Genomic DNA, 21,508 nt, shown 5'->3' with positions numbered 1-21,508 from the left:
CTTTTGAATTAAAACAAAAAAGCCCGCATTTCTGTGGGCTTTTTTGTACCTATGCGGTGTGCTTGATGACACGGTGATCAACGAAGAACGGCTTGCCCTTGGCCACCCGATCGGATGCCCTAGGCATGTTCACCGCTTGCGCTTCCTGCGGCTCGACGTACCAGTAGCAATGACTGACCGCGCGGGTGATGCCGACATAGGCCAGGCGCAGGATCTCGTCTTTTTGCGCACTGTCATACGGCTCGCTGTCGCCCGATTTACCCAAACCTGCCATGCGATAGACCTGGTTCTTGTAGGGCGAACTGGTCAGGTGCTGGCAATCACCGAGCAAAAACACCGCATCCGCCTGCAAGCCTTTGGCGCTGTGGTAGGTCAGTTGTTTCAGCCGCCGCGCTTCGTATGGCAAGCTGGAATCCACATTAACTACGGACTGAATATGCTGCCCAATCAATAACTTATCGCTGCTTTTTCGATACAGCATCAAGATTGAATGACCCTGACGGTAGTGTTCTGCGAGGCGCTGTCCCAAGGCCTGATCATCGCGTTCCAGCACGTTGACGGGCTGCAACGGTTTAGGCGCGCCGCTGGCCTTGGCTTTTTTGCCGGGAATCGCCGGCGCGGCGCGAACGATGTGTTCAGCGGCATCAATGATGTGTTGATGGCTGCGATAGTTGTCACTGAGCATCACCCGCGTAGTGCTCGGTGACGGGAACTCCTTGTCGAACGCCATGAAGTAACTTGGCGAACTGCCACGCCACCCGTAAATCGACTGCCAGTCATCACCGACGCACAACAGCGATGAGCGTTGCGCCCCCCGTCCGACATGCATCGCCGGACCTCGACTGCGGATTTCCGTGAGGCTGGCGCGAATCCACGAAACGATCTGCGGCGATACGTCCTGAAACTCGTCGATCATCAAGTGCGACAACGGCCGTAGCAACTCATCGCTCAACAGCTTGAGGTTTTCCGGCGAGTGCTCGCTGAACAGCGCGAACATGCGGTTGTAAGTCATGATCGGCGGTTTCTGATCGAGCAGATGATCTTCAAATGCCCGCCAGAACAGACTCAGGGCCTCAAAGAAAAACCGGTCCGGGTCATCCTTGGCAAAACTCATGCGGCCGACGGCGTCAGGCACATCCAGGCCCAGGTTCTCGATGAAGCCTGCCGCTGCAACAAAACAGTCGAGCAACGGCGCGGAGGCCAACTCGCCTTTGACCTTGTAATCGAAGCCCGGCCCGACGCTGGCATCGCCGGCCAGCGTCGCCAGAACGCGCTTTGACGCCTCATAACTATCAATCCAAATCAATGGCTTACGGCAGAAAGCTTGAAACAGGGTGCGCTTCACCGCCCACTCTGCGCGCACGCTTAGCTTGGCGTTTGGCCGGCTCACCTGCGGATTTTCCCGCGGGTCGAAACCGAGCACCACCCACGCATCCAGGCTCGGAATATAGCCATGGCAATGGAATTTTGCGCCGTTGATGTCGAAACTCTGCCGGTTCGGCTCAATGCCCTTGATCGGCCAGGCGCCGGCGCGGAACCACAGATCTTCGATGGCATCGCACAGTTCTTCATCGCGCTGTGAGGCTAACTGCGTCACCGCTACGCGTTTTTGCACGTCCGGGTGATCGCGTTCCAGCTCCTTGAGCTGTAGACCGGCGCGGGACAATGGCTGAATCAGCTGACGGAAACGTTCGTCTTCGTTGAACAGGCGGTGATAACAGCCGTTGAGTTGCTGGCGCTGCGCGTCGTTGATACGCAAGTCGAACGGATTGCTGTCGACCTCCTCGTCAGCACCTTGTGGCCGATTGCTCAGGTTCTCAAACGCCTGCAAGCGTTCAAAACCCGGCAGGCTGCGCACCATCGGCAGGATGCGCGAGTGGAAGGTACGCACCAGGTCGCGTGCTTGGCGCAGGTTCAGCACCTGGCCCCAGAGTGCGAACAGCTCGATCAGCTTATTAATGAAATCCTTGCGCGACTCGCGAGTGAAGGTCACCACGGTCATCGAATCAAGTTCAAAACCCAGATAGTGATTGAGCAATAGAATTCGCAGTACCAGTGTGGTGGACTTCCCCGCACCGGCGCCGGCGACCACTGAGGTCGACGGTGTTTCGCTGAAAATCATTTTCCATTGCGCGACGCTTGGCTGAGCGTGCTCAGGCAACAAACGGGCGACATCGGCCTTCATGCGCTTTTTCAGTTCGGCCGTCAGGGGCAGGCGCCAATCGTCGAACAGATGATTATCGACGCTTGGCGGGCGATGCTCGGTGTTGCGGCTGTCACGGATCAGCAGCACCTGCCGACCTTCTTCCAGCCCCTCAAGCTTGCCTTCCTTAAAGCCATATTCGACACCAGCGGTATGCCCGCTGCGGAAGCCATCGGCCTGACCGTGCAACCACGATGCACGGTGCTGCGCGCGCAGACGCGTCAAGCCATGGCCGAAGAAGCGCGCTGCCAGGCGTTTGAACCATGGCATCTCGGCCAAGGGGCGAAGTTCGGGAGGAAGATCGGGGGTGTGTTGCGCCACGCTGACGGGCTCCAGTGTGTGAGGCTGTGGCGGCTATGGTGTCTGTATTTGCCGCTCAGTTCTAGCGAAATGCTTACAGGTCATTGGTTTAGGCGATGAACTGAAGGTGAGATGAGACGCTTTCGAGCTGTTTTCCTATCTGAAATCTCGATCATAACGCCGCACTTTTTACGCTTTTTATCGATTATTAACTGATAGATGATGGCCGTCATAACCCACCGGTGTCGCGTCGGGTGTCAACCATTCACACCCCATGACGAACCTTTTGAGGAGACGATCATGCTTGAACTCAGACCTTTCAGCTCGCTGGGCGGCGCCCATCACGGCTGGTTGGATGCCCATCATCACTTTTCGTTCGCCGAGTACTACGACCCGCAGCGCATGAACTGGGGCAACCTGCGGGTGTGGAACGATGACGTGATTGCAGCAGGCACTGGTTTCCCGCAGCACCCGCATCGCGATATGGAAATCATCACCTATGTCCGTGAAGGTGCGATTACTCACCAGGACAACCTGGGCAACAAGGGCCGCACCGAGGCTGGTGATGTCCAGGTGATGAGCGCCGGCACCGGCATCGCTCACAGCGAATACAACCTGGAAGCGAAAGACACCAAGATCTTCCAGATCTGGATTCTGCCGACGGAAACCGGCGCACCGCCATCGTGGGGCGCAAAACCGTTCCCGAAAGGCCAGCGTGAAGGCTTTGTCACCTTGGCCAGCGGCAAGGACGGCGATGACCAGAGCCTGCGGATTCGCGCTGATGCGCGATTGGTCGCGGCCAATCTCAAGGCGGGTGAAACGGCGGAGTATCGTCTGGATGAAGGCCGTCGCGCCTATCTGGTACCGGCCACCGGCGTGATTGAAGTCAACGGCTTGCGTGCACAAGCTCGAGACGGTGTGGCGGTGGCGCATGAGCGCGTGCTGAGCGTCACGGCCATTGAGGACAGTGAAATCGTCCTGGTGGATTTGGCGTAATCGCCTGACGGGCAGACAAAAAAATGGGCAACCATCATGGTTGCCCCTTTTTTCATGCGCTTGCGAGCATCACTTGCTGGAGATGGCGCCATCCACCAGCGTCTGCGCTTCAACCACCAATTGCTTGAGGTGGTCGTCACTGATGAAGCTTTCGGCGTAGATCTTGTAGATGTCTTCGGTGCCCGACGGACGCGCGGCGAACCAACCGTTTTCAGTCATCACTTTCAGGCCACCAATCGCCTGATCGTTGCCCGGTGCATGGCTGAGAATGCTCTGGATTTTCTCGCCAGCCAGTTCAGTCGAAGTGACCTGCGCAGGCGACAACTTGCTTAGCAGTGCTTTCTGCTCAGGATTGGCCTTGGCGTCGACGCGCACCGAGAACGGTTCGCCCAGCTCATCGGTCAATGCCTTGTAGGCCTGGCTTGGATCGCGACCAGTGCGTGCGGTCATTTCGGCGGCGAGCAAGGCCGGGATCAGACCGTCCTTGTCGGTGCTCCAGACGCCACCGTCCTTGCGCAGGAACGATGCGCCGGCGCTCTCTTCGCCGCCGAAACCCAGCGAGCCATCGAACAGGCCGTCAGCGAACCATTTGAAACCGACCGGAACTTCGTACAGACGACGGCCCAGACGCTTGGCCACGCGATCGATCAGACCGCTGCTGACCACGGTTTTACCCACGCCAGCATCCGCGCGCCACTGCGGGCGGTTCTGGAACAGGTAATCGATCGAGACGGCGAGATAGTTGTTCGGCGCGAGCAAACCACCGGACGGCGTCACGATGCCGTGGCGGTCGTGATCGGGGTCGCAGGCGAAAGCGACATCGAAGCGCTCTTTCAGGCCGATCAGGCCCTGCATCGCGTGGCTGGACGACGGATCCATACGAATCTGGCCATCCCAGTCGACAGTCATGAAACGGAACGTCGCGTCGACTTCCTTGTTGACCACTTGCAGATCGAGGCGGTAATGCTCGGCAATCGCCGACCAGTAGCGCACCCCTGCTCCGCCCAGCGGATCAACGCCCAGACGCAGTTTGGCGTCACGAATGGCGTCGAAGTCGATCACGTTGATCAGGTCGGCTACATAGGTGTTCAGGTAATCGTGACGATGCGTGGTGCTGGCCTTGAGCGCCTGCTCGTAACTGATGCGTTTCACACCGGCCAGTTTCGCGGCCAACAGCTCATTGGCCTTGGCTTCGATCCACTTGGTGATGTGGGTATCAGCCGGCCCGCCATTGGTTGGGTTGTATTTGTAACCACCGCTTTGTGGCGGGTTGTGCGACGGCGTGATGACGATGCCGTCCGCCAGGCCCGAGGTACGGCCACGGTTGTAGCAGAGAATCGCGTGGGAAATCGCAGGTGTCGGCGTGTACTCATCACCTTCGGCGATCATCACCGTCACACCGTTGGCGGCCAGAACTTCCAGCGCGCTGGCCCCGGCCGGGGTCGACAGTGCGTGGGTGTCGATGCCGACAAACAGCGGCCCGGTGATGCCTTGGGCTTCGCGGTACAGGCAGATCGCCTGGCTGATGGCCAGAACGTGCCACTCGTTGAAACTCAAGTCGAACGAGCTGCCCCGGTGTCCTGATGTACCGAATGCCACACGCTGAGTGGAAATCGAGGCGTCGGGCTGTCCGGTGTAGTAAGCCGTTACCAGTCGCGGGATATCGACCAACAATTCTGCCGGTGCCGGTTTGCCCGCAAAAGGACTGAGTGTCATGCAAAACCTCTGAAATAGAGTGGTTCAGGAATAGAGCGCAGTTTACTGGCAGTTTGACCGCAGTGCGATGGGATCTATCCGGGACGCTCCCGATGTTTTTTAACGTTAGTCAGCAGGCGCCAGACGCAAGGCGTCACCGAGCAGGCCAACGACGCTGGCCAGGTCATGGTCGCCATGGTTCAGCGGGCTCAACCGCAGATGGTGCGCATGCAGGCCTTGCAGGCTGAACAGCTCGCCCGGTGCAATGATGATTTGCTGTCTGAGCAGGCGCTGGAACACCTGTGCCATGTTCACCGGGCGCAGAGAACGTACCCATATCGTCGCGCCACCTTGCGGTTCGACAATCTGCAGCGCATCGCCGAGACGCTCTCGCAACAACTCGATCAATTGCGTGCGACGCTCCTTGAGCATCCGTCTCAGTACCAGCAAATGCTGATCCAGCCGCCCTCCCCCAAGCAGCCTGGCAACGGCCTTCTGGCGGATCGGCGACAAGCGAAACGCGCGTAACAGGAATTGCCGCTGCAGCTCATTGCGCCAATGCCGTGAGAGCAAAATTCCAAAAGGCGCCTCGGCCCCGATGAATTTTTCGAACGTGGAAAACACCAGCAAACGGTCAGGATCAAGCCAGTCGCGCAACCGTTGGCCATCAGCGCTTTCGTGAAGCTCGCTGTAACAGTCGTTTTCCAGCACCCAGGTACCGTGACGCCCGAGCAAATGTGCAATTGCCTGCTGGTTACTCAGCGGTATCAGGCTTCCCCGGGGCATGCTCAACGCTGAAGACAACAGAATCAACCGCACCGATTCGCTCTTGAGCAGCGACTCCAGTCGCTGCGGGTCAATCACGCCACCAGCGAGCAGTGGCAACTCGATGACGCGCACCTCGGCGGCCGCCAGCAGGCGCAAAATCACCCAGTCACAGGGCGATTCAACGATCACAGTGGCCCGACGCAGTTCAAGCACGGAAATCAGAATTTCCAGGACGCCGCGCAGATCTGCGCCAATGTAAACGTCGTCTGCACGCCAATAGTTGGCGGTTGATGAGGTGTAACGTGCGGCGAGTACCGTACGCAACTCCAGCTCGCCACAGGGTTGCACCAGCGCTTGCGGCTGGCGCGGATACTGGCGCAGCAGCTCCCGCTCCAGCGTTAACAACGGACTGTCGAGCGGTTGCAATGAGGCCGGTTCATCAGCGCTGAGCACGCACATGCCCGGGCGCCTTGCGTTGACGTAAACGGTTTCCAGCAAATCACTGCCACTTTCTGGCGAATCCATCACGTGCAACGCTTGCGCGTAGTAACCGGACTTGGCGATCGAATACACCCGGCCTTCCTTTTCCAGCAGCGAATAGGCGTACTGGACAGTCGAGATCGAGACGTTGAGTCGATCAGCCAGCTGACGCAGTGAGGGTAAGCGCACCGCCGCACTGCTCCCCGCCTCGTCTATCAACAACGTCAGATATCGATACACCGCCTGATAAACGAAGTCGTTCGCCCTCGACGCTTTCACGAGCCCGCATCCGTGGGCATGGTTTTAGCTCCCGGCAAGTGGCTCACGATCAACCTTCAGCGGATCGGTCGACTGTCGGTTCGACACTCGCGTTGTCCTCACCTTCGGTGTTCGAAGCCGCGTCGCTGGCTGCGGGCATACGAATCGGGCCCATTTTGTAAAGACGCACAATCAATTTGACGGGCAGACCACTGACATCTGTCATCCACTTCATGACCTGTTCCGGCGCATGCAGGCCCTGCATGGCCCGGTGCAGTTCCGGCAACGCCACCAACATGCCGGGGTGACAATTACGCAGGAACCGCTCAAGCCCCGCGCCACTGTCTATGAACGGTGCAAACAGCAGGCACGTCAGCTGAATTTCATTCAGGTCGAAGTTGGCTATCAAGGAGCTTTCCGCCTGCAAACGCAGATTTTCAGGTTCCTGCAGATTGCCGAAGCTCGCCAGCAACTGTTCGCAAACAGGTTCGGGGACCTGCTTTTGCCGCATCGTGATCAGGCTGCTTTTCAGGTAATCAGCGACGCCGGCCTCGTAGGTCCGTCCCTCGATGAATTGCGCCTGCATGCCTTGCAAATGCGCGGCCACCAAAGGCTCCACGTGTTCGTCATCACCTTGATAAAGCGTCAGGTCATCCGCCTGAAAACCCAGAAAGTCGCTCAGCAGAGGCCAGCGCTCTTCGAGTTTGCCGACAATCATGTCGTTGATACTGACAAAACTGGTGCGCCGGCAGGCTTCAAACTGACCTTCCGGCCGCCAGGTTACCCGCTCGTCTTCGGGGTAAAACTCGCGGTAAAAATCGCCACCCAACCCGTCGAGCAGCGGAAAGAGCATTTCAAAGCCGACAGAAGCCGCCTGCGGCCCGGCAATCGCGGCCTTCTGCACCGCGCGCCCCAATCCGTCGAGGAAGTGCTTCTGACGGCGCGTGGACTCACTGCCGATCATCGCATCGACGCCATTGTTCCAGCGGGCAACCTGTCCATAGAACTCGGCTGTGGCCAGATAAGCGTCATCCCATAATTCGAGCGGTTCGTTCCAGCTTCGACAATGTCCAATCAACAGCAGATTGATGCGGTTGGCCTCACGCCCCGCCTCGCCAATGGGAGCCTGATGATCAAACGGCAGAACCTCGCGGTGATCCACCATCACCAGTTCGACCCGGGGATCGTCATACAGAAACAGTGCGCTATAGCTGCGATGCATGTTTTGCAGCGACACCTGGCTGCTGCCGTTCCAGCGCAGATTGGCGACCCGCAACTGGAAGGTCGCGGGCGAACGGCCAGCGATGGTCAGTTGAGCGGCCCGTAACAATGCCAGCGTATAACAACTGTCGCGCGACCCTGACTGGTTCACCAGTACCTTGAAATGACCGATGTTCTCCATACCGCCGGCAGCCACTGCCAGTCGCTGGATCAGCAACTGCAGCGCCGTGCGTTCTGCTCGAGAGAAGAAACTCAGCAAACGCTGCAATACTTGCTGGTAGACATAGTTCATTGCCTGATCATGGATCGTGCTCATCGGTATTTACCCGGTATCGAAAGTTTCATGCCACGCGGACTGAAAATCAGTCAGGCGACAATTCATCAATAAGTAATAGACGTTCGAATGCTAACACTTACAAGTTTGTAGTTATTTGAAACACTTGAACTGACAAACCGCCTTAAACTGCCAAAGCAGACCTCCAAGCCCCTGTAATTGCTGAGATATTTTTTCCCGGACGCGATCCTAGGAAACTTCCCACAACGTCCCACGGAAAGTGAGCACAAGAAAAAGAGAAGCGGTTTCCGAATAGCCCTACAACAATTAAACAAAAACCGGCTTGATCAATCGATTTATTCGTTTGATATCGCGCAGGACAAATTGAATGCACAGCCATGACTCATTCCTTGAGATGAAAGTAATCATTCAATTATCAGGGCTTACATTGTGATTAGAAGATACAGATGAAGAGCAAAAACCAGTTCAGTTGATGAACGGCCCCGGGCATCGTGCCAGGGAGCTCTGTTTTTCAGGAGGGAAGGTAAACGCACAAGAGTCCGTGGGGCCACGGACTCTGATGACAGGGCTTACGCCGGTTCGACCTGCAGCGCGACCCGTTCGCGGCACGGACATTCGTCCATGTAGCGATGCGCTTCGACGAACTCGTTGAACGGGAATACACGCGTCTTCAGCGGCAACAACACGCGGTCGGCGGTCAACTGGTTGATGTCACGCAAGGCACGCTGCAACGCGACGTGATCCTGAGTAATGCCCAGTTCCGGCTTGCCGGTGAAATTGCCGATGCAATGCACGAAGAACTGGATGTTCTTCTGGAACGCTGCGCAGGCCGGGAACGGCGTCTGATTGCCGCCCTGCAAGCCATACAACACCAGGCTGCCACGCGGCGCCAGCACATCGCCAAGCAGCGACATTTGCGGGCCGCCGAGGCCGTCGAACACCACGTCGACACCACGGTTGTCGGTGATCTTGTTGATTCGCATCAACAGATCTTCCTCTTCAGTGACGATGACCTTTTCTGCACCAAGGGACAGCAGGTACTCGCGCTCTTCAGCTTCTTTGGTCGCGGCAATCACCCGCACGCCCATCGCCTTGCCCAACTGGACAAACGAAGGACCGGCGCAATGGCTGGCGTCCGTGACCAGAGCGAACTGCCCCGGCTTGACCCGTGCCAGATCGGCGTAGGCAAAGTAGGCGATCAGCAACGGCGTGTAGTGCACGCTGGCTTCGATTGGGCTGAGCACATCCGGATAACGGGTCAGCGCGGTGCGCGGCAGCACGATCGACTCGCCGTAGACCGGGTAGTCGTTCGCGCTCTCGGCCGGAAAGCTGGCGACCTTGTCACCCACTGCCAGATCATCGACACCGTCGCCGACAGCGGTGATCACACCGGCCATCTCGTGACCAAGACCCGCAGGCAGTCGCGCCTGAGACGAGGCCAGATTCTGACGCCAAAGGGTGTCGTACCAGCTGATGCCGATCGCCTCGACGCGCACCTGCACTTCGCCAGGACCTGGCTGAGCGGCCGCATGCTCTTCGCATTTGAGCACCTCGGCCGGACCAAACTTGTGAAAACGGATCGTGCGGGACATCGCAAACCTCGTCAAAGTAACCTCTAATGCCATGAACTCTATCTGGGCTTTTGACCCAAGACTATCAGTGGCTATTAATAGTCGACATGCCTGTCATTGATTCCGCAGCAGGGGCGGCGTTGGCAAAATCCATGAAAAAACTGCTGCCACCGTCTCAGTAAAGCTGAATTTTCCGGTGCAGAGTACCAGCCTTTCCCCGTAAGATTCATGCCGGCCATTGTTCTCATATGGCCGCTCTCGTCAAGCTTGATGACTCTGCCAGGACTCCAGATGAATCGTAATGACCTGCGTCGTGTCGACCTGAACCTGTTGATCGTATTCGAAACATTGATGCACGAACGCAGTGTGACCCGGGCGGCAGAAAAGCTCTTTCTCGGTCAGCCGGCGATCAGTGCGGCGCTCTCGCGCCTGCGCAGCCTGTTCGATGACCCGCTATTCGTGCGCACCGGGCGCAGCATGGAACCGTCCGCCCGCGCGGTGGAAATCTTCGCCCTGCTCTCCCCGGCCCTCGATTCGATTTCGACCGCCGTCAGCCGCGCGGCCGAATTCGACCCGGCCACCAGCACTTCGGTATTTCGGATCGGTTTGTCCGACGACGTCGAATTCGCCCTGCTGCCCATGCTGCTCAAACGCTTGCGCGCCGAATCGCCTGGCATCGTGCTGGTGATCCGTCGCGTCAACTACATATTGATGCCGGGCCTGTTGGCCTCCGGCGAGATCTCCATTGGCGTCAGCTACACCACGGACCTGCCGGCCAACGCCAAACGCAAGGTCCTGCGTCGCAGCGCACCAAAACTGCTGCGCGCCGATACCGTGCCGGGGCCGTTGAGCCTGGACGACTACTGCGCACGTCCGCATGCGCTGGTGTCATTTGCTGGCGACCTCAGTGGCTTTATTGATGAAGAGCTGGAGAAACTGGGCCGCAAACGTCATGTGGTGCTGGCCGTTCCGCAGTTCAATGGCTTGAGTACGTTGCTGGCAGGCACTGACATCGTGGCGACCGTGCCGGATTACACGGCAGATGCGTTGACGGCGGCTGGCGGGGTTCGCGCGGAAGATCCACCGCTGCCGACGCGCACGTTTGAACTGCATATGGCGTGGCGTGGGTCGCAGGATAATGACCCGGGTGAGCGGTGGTTACGGTCGCGGATTCAGATGTTTTTCGGGGATCCTGAGAGTCTTTAGGTTTCGTCGGGCAGGCTGTTAATCTGATCATTTATACCTTTTCCTAGACCATGGAGATCCATTCACTTCCAGTGGATTACTACATTCGGGGGCATATTTGAGGGCATGCTTTAGATGGTTTGAAAAAGATGCCCCCAGCCTAAGGCTCAACAGCGCACTCCTAGAAAGAGTCGCATGCAGCTGTTCCCAAATCGCCGCCGAGCGCTATCCGATCACATCAGCTTGTCGGTTACTATGTTCTGGCACCTCTGAAATACTGCCAGCCCGGTGCAGGGACGCAATACGGCCCTCCCCCCCCCTCCCGAACATAGCGGCATGGCCCAAAGGTGAAATGCGGAGACCAACACGATCATTGAGGAACGGGTGTAAGCGTATGGTGAAGTTACCCTCTCGTTCTTATGGCCGGGATCGGGTAGGTGAGTTGCCGGACGGCTAGCCACTTTCTTCCCATGAGTCCCACCTAAGTCAATGCACGGCCGCCTGATAGCCGACGTGCCGGCTGAGGTTTTGACTCAATGGGCGTGATGACACCATAGCGGCCCAGCGACCGTTCAATAGGAATGGTGCGTTCCACCCATCAGACCAGGATGCAAGACCAATCAGGGAGTGATCGATGTTCACCTATGACGTAGCCCAACCTACGGATCAAATGCTGCTAAACGAAATCCTAAATCTCGATAACGGGGAGCCTATGGACGTAGACACGTTCCTGAGGCGCGATTTGGTGGTCGTAATACAGGATAGGAACGAACTCGCCGGCCGCTACGCTCGCAACCCGAATCAGCCATGGCTGGTATGCAGGATTTGCGGCGGTGCGGTGATGCTCGTGCTTACGCAACAGCGGCGGTTTCACTTCCGTCACCATCCGGATGAAGAAGGCACCAGGGGCTGCCCGATATCAACTAAAGGGGCATTCAGCGCCGATCAGATCAATCGGATGAAATACAACGCTGCGAAAGAAAGCGCGGCTCACCTGCGACTCAAAGGCATTATCAGGGACAGCTTGTATGCCGATTCGGCCTGCTCGGAACCAGAGGTTGAAAAGGTATGGCGTGGGATGCCCATCGCTGACCGGGCAACATGGCGCAAGCCTGATGTTCAAGTTTACCGGGAGCAGCAGCGGTTTGCGTTTGAAGTGCAGCTGTCCACTACCTTTCTTACGGAGATCGTAGGCAGAAGAGAGTTCTACCGCGTCAACGGTGGTGCCATCGTATGGGTTTTCGAGGGCTTCAATCCCCAAGAAAACCGTACCGCTGAACAGGATATTTTCTACCTCAATAATCTGAACGTCTTCGTTGTGAATGAGCGAACGTTGGAGCGCTCCCGAGAAGCAAAACGTATGGCGCTGACCTGCTGGTACGCGGTTCCACATCTCAAAGGTCGGATGATCTTTAACGAATGGCATGAAGAAGAGGTGTTTCTTGATCAGCTAACTGTCGATACGGAACAGCAACTGGTCTATTTCTACGACTATGTGACTCACCGAAAAGAGCTGGAGGAAACGATCGCTCCTGCCCGACTTCGCCAAGAATTCCACGACTTTTGGCTAGAACACGGTACCAGCGAGGAGCCCGAGGCTGACTTGGCCTGGAGCGAGCTGCGAGAACGTATGACTCTCGCAATGCCTCAGATTTCGCTGCCTCTCTCATTTCATGAGGGCCGATTTCATGGCGCAGTATCCATTGTTCTCAGCGCAAGATATGGTCGCCCCATTGGCTACCGCCTGCCCCGCCTGATCAATGTGACGAACACCGCATTCGACTACTACAAAGCCTACTTGTTGCCTTTCGGCTGGACACTGGAAGCTTTCCACCAAGCAGAGTCGTTGGCCTCCCAGGACACGAAAAAGACGTGGGAAAAACGCCGCAAAATCATTCGAGAAGCTCTGCGAAGCAAAGATCCGGCGTACCGCCAAGACCTCAAATACAATCGGTTGTTTGCGTTCTTGGTGCCTGAGATCAAGGAAGAACTTGCGGCTGAGAGACATTGGTGAGAAAAGGCTTGGCTAACCCTAGGCCTTTCATGCCTAGTAGCTCATTGTCGCGTTAACTCTCCACATGAGAATCGCCTTCGACAAGCGCATGCTGGCTTAGACGTTGATTACCCCCACCCCGCCACGAATACCCAATCTCGCGTTTCGTCACAGGACCACCAATCCGCGGCAGCGCCTTCACTTAGCAAACCTTTGTTTCACGGCCATGATCGAGAAAGTTCGAGGTGCGAAGATCAATCACGATCGTCCCGCGAGATATCCGAAAAGTCTGTGAGCACATCACAATTGATGCAGTGGTACATGCAGGAAGCGTCTTGGTAATGCATACCGCAAAAGCATCCACAAAACGGGCAGCACTCTTGGATCTCCAAATCACCCCATGCCCAGACGCCCATATATTCCGGTAATGCGTCTCGCCCATACCCCGTAATTTCGAATGCATCAGCATTTTTCGCTATGAATCCATCCTCGCCTTCATCCATCAGGATGGGCAAGACGTCAGCAGGTTCGATCCGGAACCATTCTCCTATCTGCCTCTGTGGAGCGAAATGGATGTGGAGCTTCCTTTCAAGAGCTGCATCATTTTCTGAATGAATCCAGCCCATTACTTCCAAGGGAAAGGGGCTACCGGTCTGTAGCTGACCCCGCCGGCGCGTTATGTCGCTAGCGCGCCCAATTTTGATGTGAATGCAATTGTTGGCCTGTACCTGACCAATGAAATAGACCGGCATCGCATTTTTCTCGATAGAGGTGAGTCGGCACAAGGCGGCTGAAGAAATCCGCTGGCCCGCCCTATGAACCTAAGGGTTTATCTTGCGGGTGACATCAAGCTTACGATGCATCAGCGATACCATCGTCAGAATGTCGAGCGCGTCTTGCTCGGACATAGGCCAATCTATTTTCGTCGCATGCGCCAAAGGATTGCGGACGGCGCCGAACAGTCCGATTAGCAGATTCGCGAATCCCTTCTGCTCACTTTTCTCAGACTCGGTGGCCAAGGGGCCCACGGCAAGCATAGGGCTTTGCCCAAGGAAAGCCTTTGCCACCAAATCGGCGCCATCACCATTCAAGCCCGACAGATTTCGGATTCGTGCCGCAATCCCCTTTGTAGCCTCAAATACAGCGTGGAAGTAATTTTCGCTCAACAACTCTGCACGGCAATATTTCACAACCTCCTCATGCACTGCTCGGGCTTCTAGCGCAGCTTTGAGCCGGCCTACACGGGCGCGGGCCACATCCAGAGTGGTTGCCTTGTCCGCACGCCCGACCTTTCCATCATCGCGTACATAGAATCCCGAGAATGCTAGGACAACGTTGAGCTCATCCCTGCGCCAAATAAAGGCCTCACGATCCCGGGCGTAGCTCACAGGATTCATAGCGCTGTTGATGAAAAGGATGAGATGGTTCCCGACCTGATGCTGGTTTTGCATTTGTGCCAACGCGTTGAACAAGCGTTTCCACTTGGTGTTGTTGGCGTCGGCGTCTGGAACGCGAATGTCTTGGAGGAGATATCCAATTTGGGTGCCGCTCAAGCCACGTTCCGTATCAGCGAGAACACGACATGCAGCTTCTAGGTGTTGCGAACTAAAAGGTGGGATGCGGGTACTCAAAGCCAATCTCCATCGGTAAACACTAGAGTGCCGCTCGAGCACCTGGGAAAAATAGCCCATAGGCCAATGTGTCGAATGAGAGAGCGCACGAGGTGCTAGCCCTCAATATCCGATCTGAGGTTTTCCTCCAGATGCTCAACTCTGGATGTGCCCGGAATTGGGAACGTGACCGGCGAGTAGTTCAGAAGCCATTTCAAGGCATGGGTTGCCGAGGCAAGCTGGTCTCGAACCTCACCGGTTGAAAAATACCTTCCGGCGCTCAAAGGCGCGTAGGGAATGAACGCTGTTTCGTTCTGCTCACACCAGCGAATCACATCCTCGGACTGGTTATCCAGGATGCTAAATTGATTCTGAACCGCGGCGATGGGTGCAATCGCAATCGCCTGCGTGAGTTGAAAAATATCGACTTTCGACAAGCCCAGGCATTTGATCTTCCCTTCTTGTCGCATCTGCTCAAGCTCCCCGACCTGGTCAGCCAAGGGGACATTTGGATCGACACGGTGCAAGTAATACAGATCTATCGCTTCGACGTTGAGCTGCCTGAGGCTCATCTCAACGCACTGGCGCAAATACGCTGGAACGCCGCATGGCGTCCACTTGCCAGGGCCTTGGCGGGTGAAGCCACCTTTAGTCGCAATGATCAGGTCGTCGGCATAGGGAAATAACGCTTTACGAATTAGCTCCTCGGCCACATTTGGCCCATAGGCGTCAGCGGTATCGATGTGTTGCACGCCCAACTCCACCGCTTTACGCAGGAGCTGAACAGCATCAGCTTCTGAAGCTGGTGGGCCCCAGATGCCCGGCCCCGTGAGCCTCATGGTGCCAAACCCGAGGCGCCTAACCTGCTTTCCTGCCAAGAGTCCCGTACGGGCGGCGGTCATAAGTGCTCCAATTTTCGAAGGATTTGAGTGTGTAAGCTATCGAGAAGAGCATCCCGTACGTCAGGAACAAGCATCTGATGCTGAATCCTGAAGTCGCTCAAAATCTGGTGCAAATGGCTGTCGACGGACGCCCTGAAAGGCAAGTTGGTATCACGTCCTAGGCCGAGAGCAATGGAGCTATCAAGCCTAGTCGCAACGATCGTCGTGTAGCCAGGAAGCTGGCTGGTGATTAATGACTTGACCGCATCTACCTGGTGCATCGGTGCAGGTTTACCCCGATGCTCGACTGCGGCATTCCAATACGCCACGGCATCAATGATCGGTCGATCGACCAATATCACCTCGGCAGTGTCAGCCGCTGCTCGTTGCGCCTCAAGCGTACGGTCGATAAACCACATCGTGGAGTCGTAGGTATGCTGAGTGAGCAGCGGGATACCTTGCTGTACCGCAACCTTCCCGAACGATGGGATGGTAGCAACGCAGATGCCTTTGCACTCAAGTGAAACTTTGAGCGCTTCACAGAAGGTGGACTTCCCCGTGGAGTGGGTTCCAGTGACACCTAAAAGAACAGGCTTCACCATAGGCTTCCTTGCTCCGGGGGAGGCGATTGCTCGTCAGGCTGCGTTTTGAGCTGCGCAATTGTGCAGATTTCCTGCCAAGTGCTGGCAGATGACTTTTCGATGAGATGATCAAGCAATAAGGCCGTCGCATAAGCATCATCAGCTGCTCGGTGGAGCTGGTCGGCGACCTTATCGCGCAGCCCTGTGTCAATGAGCAATGACTCAAGCCGATGGCTTTTGGCGTTAGGGTAAACGTGACGAGCAAGTTTCAACGTGTCGATGACCCCCACCGGCGACCATTCTGGCAAGTGACGCTTCATCACGCCATAGTCGACCGACGCATTGTGCGCGACGAACCATCGGTTCTGCAGGTGCTGCTCGACGTCGTCCATGATCTCAGCCCAGGATGGGCAACTTTCCAGCTCCGCATTTTTAATACCGTGGATTCGCTGGGCCTGCCAAGTGATCCGGTTGACAGGTTTGATTAACCAAGACAAAAGTTCGCGGTTTTCCATCGGTGGAAATGAGGCGATTCCCACTTCGACCAAGTCGGGTGGCGTATGTCCATTGCCCTCAACGTCTACGATGATGATTGGTTCAGAGGGCCAGGCGAAGTCTGTTTTCAGCATCAGAGATTCCTTGTTGCCTCGGCGCGGCCATGGCGCGCGTAGTGGTGGGGCTTGTCAGCGTCGTGCACCTGATAGCCTAGGGAGTGCTGTAAATAGTAACGACGCTGTTCGTCCAGACCACGAACGACAATCGCACGGTCATTCACCTGCGGGTCTTCCACAGCACCCAGTTCGTGGCACATTCGATTGAGAATCTGCTGATCTGGCTTCTTCCATGCCGCCTTGCATATGGAAAATTGCGAGCTGGGGCAGGTATCGCACAATTCGGTGATGCCGAAGTGTCCGTTGTAATCTGGTTGCGCATGCGCAAAGGCGACTCCGCAAGAGGTTTTGTGGAAGATTGGTGTCACCTGATTCTGTTCGCCATACAACCTCAATAGCCTCTGCTCATCTTCCAGTGGGAGCAGCTTTCGCCTGGCCGTCATTTTGTATGGTTCAGGGATTCCTTGGCTCTGGTAAAACTCGGCTATCTCCTTTCGATAGAACAGCCCGCTAAATACGGTCGCATGGGCATAGTTAGCGAGCGCCGCGGCCTTTGCAATGTGTTCTGACGAGTCGTTTAGCCCTGGAACGACCGGACGCCAATACAACACCACTTTGTAGTGCCTAGCATGGCGAAACAGCATCTTCAGGCTGTTGGCAGCGATCGAAGACTTGATGGGTTCGATCTTCGGATCAGCAATTCCTGAGTAGGTAACCAGCACTGTCAACTTGATATTTCTGAGCGTGTTGAAGCGCTCGCAATCGTCCTGAGATACACGCCATCGAGTGATCACAAGCACATTATTGGTTAGCCCAGCCTCATCAAGCATACGCAGCAGATTGTGGGTATGACTCTTGACCTCGGGGAGCATCGGGTCGGTGGCCCGGTTGAACAACTGAATAGGTGTGATATGAGGCTGGAAATACCTGTGATTGATAAATCGCTGGAAGGCTTCTTCATCGCTCATCAGCGCCTGCGGCGTGCGCTGATCGAAATTTCCATAAAGGTGACGAACGCAGTAGCTGCAATCGAGTGGACACCCAATGATGTGATTCAAACTGAGCCCGCTTTTGCGGTACCCGACTGGATCTACAAGATTCGGGTTCGCGCTTTGTAACTGCGTCGAGTTGATGATTCTGACCTGGGATCTCACTTCGATTCTCCTTGCTTGCCATCGGATCATCAGATGGAGTGAGCCCCCATTTAGGGTGCCTGCCCGCCCATCCTTGGTAGGTAGATAATAGCTTGATTTCTGAGCTCGTCGGCAAGCCCAGCTCGTATGGCAGGGCCAATAGATTCGCTGTCTGCAGCTTCCGATATGGAGATTTTGTCGCCTATCCTGATCAGACTCGCAGGCGCTTCCAAGATCCTCAATCAGATGGGTTTGAGGTTCATCTTGGCTTCAAAAATCAGCAGATCGCTTTCCTCGTTGTTGATCATCATGTTGACTAGGCGAGGACTCACTTCAATCTCGCCGCCGAGCATCGCACGCACAGTTTCGGGGTACCGTTCCAGCATCAGATCCGCCAGACCATGGCTGTAGCCATCGCGGATGAGCTTAATCTTCGTGTCATCCGCAGTACCGTATTTGATGAGTTTGTAGAACCCTGGATCCAGGGCACCTACCCCATTCAGCACCTCGACGAACTTGAAAATCTTGTTGTCGAAGAAATCGTCCTCGTCCTTGAGACGGACGATTGCCAGGTTAATACGCTCGCCGTCATCCTTTTTGGAGATTCTTACCCAGTTCTCGTACTTGCTGTCGCGATATTTGGTATCACCCCATTTACCCACGAACACGTGATCGCTATGGCTAGTCTCGACCAGCTTTTTCCAGTACGCGAGCGTCTGTCGGATCGTCTGCTTGACGCTGAGTTTCTTCAGCTTCCAATCCAGGATCATGGCGTAGAAATTCCGGGCAGGCTCTTGCTTGAGACGCACCAGATCGCTGTACTCTCGGCTGTTGTCGAAGTGATCGACGAACGATTTGGAGATCGCAAGCATCAGCCTGTCAACGGTGTTGATGAGGCCGTTCGCCTCGATGCCTCTCCTGATCTTCCGTTCAATAGCCTCCTCCTCTGAGAACACGTCAATTTCACTGACACTGTTCGCGATGAGGAGCTTGCCCACCTGAGTGCTAACGTACCGACACTCTCGATCTTTAACCACGCCAGGATGCAGATTCTCAAGACGAGCCACGGCGTCGTCGTAGAGAACCGACACCTTCCCATCGATGATCTTTGTGGCTTCAAGCAGAACGTTGCTGACAGTGTCCTTGACCACCTTTGAGACGTTGACGGATTTATCGTAGAAAGTCTCAAGCGCTGCATTGTCGCGTGTGTAGCCATTTACGCCCAACAGATAGATGCTGGACTCCAGCTTTCTCAACGCAGCCTTAGCTCCAGGCGCGAAGACTTCACTGAACCGGTTGACGCGTCCGACCAGGTTCTTGAATTGAGATGGCGTCAGCTTTTGCTTCCCTTTGAAAAAATCAAAGACGAAGAGTCTTTCGATCGGCAGGTTCACCCCTTCCAGAAGCGTGGAGTTGCAGACCAAAAACCTCATCTGCTTGGAGCTGCTGAACAGGTTCTCCAAGTAAAGACGAATGGTGTCAGGGATCGAACCATGGTGGTACATAACCCCTTTACGCAAGCAGCCGATCAGTTTGTAGCGTCGGTCAAAAAGCTCTTCTAGCTCGACACAGGCTGTCTGGATCAGCGGACAGTCTACGAGCGGCAGCACGGCTGCCAGTTCAACCGCAAATGACTCAATACTTTTCTTCTTGTTACCGTAAACGATGTTTTTGGTCAGTGCTTCGCCTTTGATGAGCTCGAAGCAGTTGGCATACCTCCGATCGAACTCCATCCAGTCATTCAGGAAATGGTCATAGAGCTTGAGCTTCGTCTGGCCCCTTCCTGCCCTAAAATCCTTGATGTAGAAGCGCTCAGACTTGATGTACTCGTCGATCTTGAATCCGCTCGGGATCATGTCCAGGAAACGCACACGGACATTGAGTTCATCGCATAGGAAGGGAGTCAGGAACTTGAATGATGTTTCCGGATTACGAGCCCCCAAGATGCACAGCATGGCAGCCAGTAACTCACTTCTGCGGTCGCTCTGCAGTAGGTTGTGGGCCTCGTCGACGAAGACCATATCGAAGCTCAGCCCGGCGTTTTCGTTCAAGAGCCTGTTGAGCCGCTCTTGGGTCAGGACAAATGCCCTGTTCTTTCGCTCAACCGAATACATCTCGGGGTGGGTCACCACCTTGCCCAGCCCCACAATGTCCGCGTAGATCAACCGCTTTTTCGTCTGGGCCAGCAGAGCCTTAGAGGGCACGAGGATCAGGATCCGCTGCCCTGGATTTTCCCTCACCGATTGAATGATGAGCTCAGATTTACCGTAACTGGTCGGAGCAACCACGACTGATGACTTATGGTACTCCGACTGAACAAATGTCCGCAGGGCATCCTGTTGCTCAGTCAGCACGATGCCTTGATCACGGAAGGTATCGATGTAGCTGCCCACGATGTTTCGGATGAACGACTCGCTGCGGTGGTCATCCTCGGAAAAGTAGCTGCTGATCACTGCTGAGACAGGGTGCAGGCCACTGTTGAGTGCTACATCGTACAGCGCCTGGTACTGACCCGAAGCGTTACCGTAAAACAGGATAATGCGGTAGCCGAGACGCCGAATTTCGAGGGTCTTGTGGTTAAGGAGCAGCACGGCGATAGCCAAAAGTTTCACAATCTCTGTGTTACCCAGTTCGTCTCCCTTGAGGAGTTGGAAGTACAGATTTCTGAACTTGGTGTTGCCCAGTTTCCTGATAGTCAGCTCTTCCATGCTACTGCTCCGCCTCCTGCCTCAAGAACTCTTCCAGCTTTTCCATGGTGCCTTTGTGGAGGGACAGCACCCACACCGTTTTGAACACAGCTTCAGCTACCAGCTTGGTGGTGAAATTTGACACGGTATTTTCGGCGATAGCCTGGGACACTTCGCTGAACAGGGCAGAGACCAGAAACACATTGTTGTCCGAAGCACTCGCCCCGTCTTCTTCAGCCAAATCACCTTCCATCTCCAAGATCTCAATAACCGAGTCCCGGTAATTAGCTTTGTTGTGGATCGCATTTTTCGCTGCATTGATCGCGTTGAGCCAGTGATTGAGCTCCGGCTCAGCCAAACGTCTCTTGAGGTCATCCCGAGCCAAACGCAATTGCACACTTGCGGCCGAGCAGGACGTCTTGCCCGCACCTCTACCACCCGACTTGACCTCAGTGATCCAGACGTTGTTGGTTGAGGTCTCGTATAGGAGGAGATCGAAGCCCTTCCGGATACTCTTCTCTTCCATATTGAAGAACGGGGAGACCACATCGAAGTCGGGAAAGAGCTTCAGAATGATGACGTGAGACAGAAGCTCACCCAGCATACCAATCCGGGTTTCCCAAGGTTTCTTGGAATAGCGCTCGTTCCAGAAGTGCTTAATCGTCGCAGGGTATTTGTAGATCGCCCTGTCCTTGCTGGCCTGATCAGCACCATGGCAGATGCGGGTGAGGTTTTCCCTCAGCGCGAGCTTGAGCTCATCAGAAAAATTCTCGACACAACACAGGGCATACTGGTCTACCTGCTTGAAGCTCACGCCATCCTTAACACTTCCTACAAACACTAAACCGCAGAATCCTCTTGCGGTTGTTGCGCACGATCAATGATCCCACCCTGATTAAGGGTAGGCACCAGCTGAGCAGCTGCGCGCGCAAGTCAAATCTAGTCGGGGACGACCGATAGCGGCACTGTGCCAGCGTTACCGCAAGTTAGCGTGATTGTTGGGAGTGGTAAACAAGATCGGAGACAATTTTTAGTGCACT

General features: G+C 55.6%; 16 protein-coding genes. 3 read left to right on the top strand and 13 right to left on the bottom strand.

Annotated features, from left to right (window positions below; all coding sequences use genetic code 11):
- Nucleotides 1-49 precede the first annotated feature (49 nt).
- Nucleotides 50-2,524 carry a UvrD-helicase domain-containing protein gene (locus tag AC5SEM_RS10405; protein WP_495472877.1) on the bottom strand — a complete coding sequence of 825 codons (2,475 nt, stop codon included), beginning with the start codon at nt 2,522-2,524 and terminating at the stop codon, nt 50-52.
- Between the two features lie 279 nt (nt 2,525-2,803).
- Between AC5SEM_RS10405 and AC5SEM_RS10400 the strand changes: the two genes are divergently transcribed.
- Nucleotides 2,804-3,499, top strand: coding sequence for a pirin family protein (locus tag AC5SEM_RS10400; protein ID WP_137217924.1), 696 nt, complete (start codon nt 2,804-2,806; stop codon nt 3,497-3,499).
- A 69-nt stretch (nt 3,500-3,568) separates the two neighbouring features.
- Here AC5SEM_RS10400 and pgm read toward each other — a convergent pair whose 3' ends face one another.
- From pgm to AC5SEM_RS10380, 4 genes are all read right to left on the bottom strand, one after another.
- Entirely contained in the window at nt 3,569-5,215 is a 1,647-nt protein-coding gene (gene pgm / locus AC5SEM_RS10395) for a phosphoglucomutase (alpha-D-glucose-1,6-bisphosphate-dependent) (protein ID WP_108224520.1), read from the bottom strand.
- A 105-nt stretch (nt 5,216-5,320) separates the two neighbouring features.
- Nucleotides 5,321-6,721 (bottom strand): aminotransferase-like domain-containing protein, encoded by a 1,401-nt coding sequence (locus tag AC5SEM_RS10390; protein WP_495472876.1) that lies wholly within the window; start codon nt 6,719-6,721, stop codon nt 5,321-5,323.
- A 49-nt stretch (nt 6,722-6,770) separates the two neighbouring features.
- Nucleotides 6,771-8,237, bottom strand: coding sequence for a hypothetical protein (locus AC5SEM_RS10385; protein WP_137217922.1), 1,467 nt, complete (start codon nt 8,235-8,237; stop codon nt 6,771-6,773).
- 548 nt (nt 8,238-8,785) lie between these two features.
- Nucleotides 8,786-9,808 carry a zinc-dependent alcohol dehydrogenase family protein gene (locus AC5SEM_RS10380; protein WP_016983050.1) on the bottom strand — a complete coding sequence of 341 codons (1,023 nt, stop codon included), beginning with the start codon at nt 9,806-9,808 and terminating at the stop codon, nt 8,786-8,788.
- A 270-nt stretch (nt 9,809-10,078) separates the two neighbouring features.
- On the opposite strand from AC5SEM_RS10380, the gene AC5SEM_RS10375 reads away from it, so the two are divergent.
- Both AC5SEM_RS10375 and AC5SEM_RS10370 read left to right on the top strand, forming a co-directional pair.
- Nucleotides 10,079-10,993, top strand: a complete 915-nt coding sequence (locus AC5SEM_RS10375) for a LysR family transcriptional regulator (protein WP_077573006.1) — start codon at nt 10,079-10,081, stop codon at nt 10,991-10,993.
- A 613-nt stretch (nt 10,994-11,606) separates the two neighbouring features.
- Entirely contained in the window at nt 11,607-12,986 is a 1,380-nt protein-coding gene (locus AC5SEM_RS10370; protein WP_495472875.1) for a DUF6035 family protein, read from the top strand.
- A gap of 233 nt (nt 12,987-13,219) precedes the next feature.
- Here the strand turns inward: AC5SEM_RS10370 and AC5SEM_RS10365 are convergent, their stop codons facing one another.
- The 8 genes from AC5SEM_RS10365 to AC5SEM_RS10330 all read right to left on the bottom strand — a co-directional run bounded on the left by AC5SEM_RS10365 (nt 13,220) and on the right by AC5SEM_RS10330 (nt 21,282).
- A complete protein-coding gene (locus AC5SEM_RS10365) occupies nt 13,220-13,717 on the bottom strand; it encodes a GIY-YIG nuclease family protein (RefSeq protein WP_495472874.1) in 498 nt (165 codons plus the stop codon).
- 69 nt (nt 13,718-13,786) lie between these two features.
- Entirely contained in the window at nt 13,787-14,518 is a 732-nt protein-coding gene (locus AC5SEM_RS10360) for a TIGR02391 family protein (RefSeq protein WP_495472873.1), read from the bottom strand.
- Nucleotides 14,519-14,691: 173 nt separating this feature from the next.
- Nucleotides 14,692-15,477, bottom strand: a complete 786-nt coding sequence (locus AC5SEM_RS10355) for an aldo/keto reductase (protein ID WP_495472872.1) — start codon at nt 15,475-15,477, stop codon at nt 14,692-14,694.
- Complete coding sequence (locus tag AC5SEM_RS10350; protein ID WP_495472871.1) at nt 15,474-16,055, bottom strand: AAA family ATPase; 582 nt, start codon at nt 16,053-16,055, stop codon at nt 15,474-15,476. Before AC5SEM_RS10350 ends, AC5SEM_RS10355 begins: the two co-directional genes overlap by 4 nt.
- Entirely contained in the window at nt 16,052-16,666 is a 615-nt protein-coding gene (locus AC5SEM_RS10345; protein ID WP_495472870.1) for a 3'-5' exonuclease, read from the bottom strand. Before AC5SEM_RS10345 ends, AC5SEM_RS10350 begins: the two co-directional genes overlap by 4 nt.
- Complete coding sequence (locus AC5SEM_RS10340; RefSeq protein ID WP_495472869.1) at nt 16,666-17,802, bottom strand: radical SAM protein; 1,137 nt, start codon at nt 17,800-17,802, stop codon at nt 16,666-16,668. Before AC5SEM_RS10340 ends, AC5SEM_RS10345 begins: the two co-directional genes overlap by 1 nt.
- Before the next feature lie 221 nt (nt 17,803-18,023).
- Entirely contained in the window at nt 18,024-20,489 is a 2,466-nt protein-coding gene (locus AC5SEM_RS10335; protein WP_495472868.1) for a DEAD/DEAH box helicase, read from the bottom strand.
- 1 nt (nt 20,490) lies between these two features.
- Nucleotides 20,491-21,282, bottom strand: a complete 792-nt coding sequence (locus tag AC5SEM_RS10330; protein WP_495472867.1) for a Hachiman antiphage defense system protein HamA — start codon at nt 21,280-21,282, stop codon at nt 20,491-20,493.
- Nucleotides 21,283-21,508: the final 226 nt, after the last annotated feature.

The sequence above is a fragment of the Pseudomonas sp. CH61 genome, assembly GCF_059429415.1.
Note: the sequence above shows the minus strand (reverse complement) of the source record. Positions and strands in the feature narration are given on the sequence as shown.

Coding starts and splice junctions, on each gene's coding strand:
- AC5SEM_RS10400 (WP_137217924.1), top strand. CDS start 2,804: ATGCTTGAACTCAGACCTTTCAGCTCGCTGGGCGGCGCCCATCACGGC.
- AC5SEM_RS10345 (WP_495472870.1), bottom strand. CDS start 16,666: ATGCTGAAAACAGACTTCGCCTGGCCCTCTGAACCAATCATCATCGTA.
- AC5SEM_RS10335 (WP_495472868.1), bottom strand. CDS start 20,489: ATGGAAGAGCTGACTATCAGGAAACTGGGCAACACCAAGTTCAGAAAT.
- AC5SEM_RS10385 (WP_137217922.1), bottom strand. CDS start 8,237: ATGAGCACGATCCATGATCAGGCAATGAACTATGTCTACCAGCAAGTA.
- AC5SEM_RS10375 (WP_077573006.1), top strand. CDS start 10,079: ATGAATCGTAATGACCTGCGTCGTGTCGACCTGAACCTGTTGATCGTA.
- AC5SEM_RS10355 (WP_495472872.1), bottom strand. CDS start 15,477: ATGACCGCCGCCCGTACGGGACTCTTGGCAGGAAAGCAGGTTAGGCGC.
- AC5SEM_RS10370 (WP_495472875.1), top strand. CDS start 11,607: ATGTTCACCTATGACGTAGCCCAACCTACGGATCAAATGCTGCTAAAC.
- pgm (WP_108224520.1), bottom strand. CDS start 5,215: ATGACACTCAGTCCTTTTGCGGGCAAACCGGCACCGGCAGAATTGTTG.
- AC5SEM_RS10380 (WP_016983050.1), bottom strand. CDS start 9,808: ATGTCCCGCACGATCCGTTTTCACAAGTTTGGTCCGGCCGAGGTGCTC.
- AC5SEM_RS10365 (WP_495472874.1), bottom strand. CDS start 13,717: ATGCCGGTCTATTTCATTGGTCAGGTACAGGCCAACAATTGCATTCAC.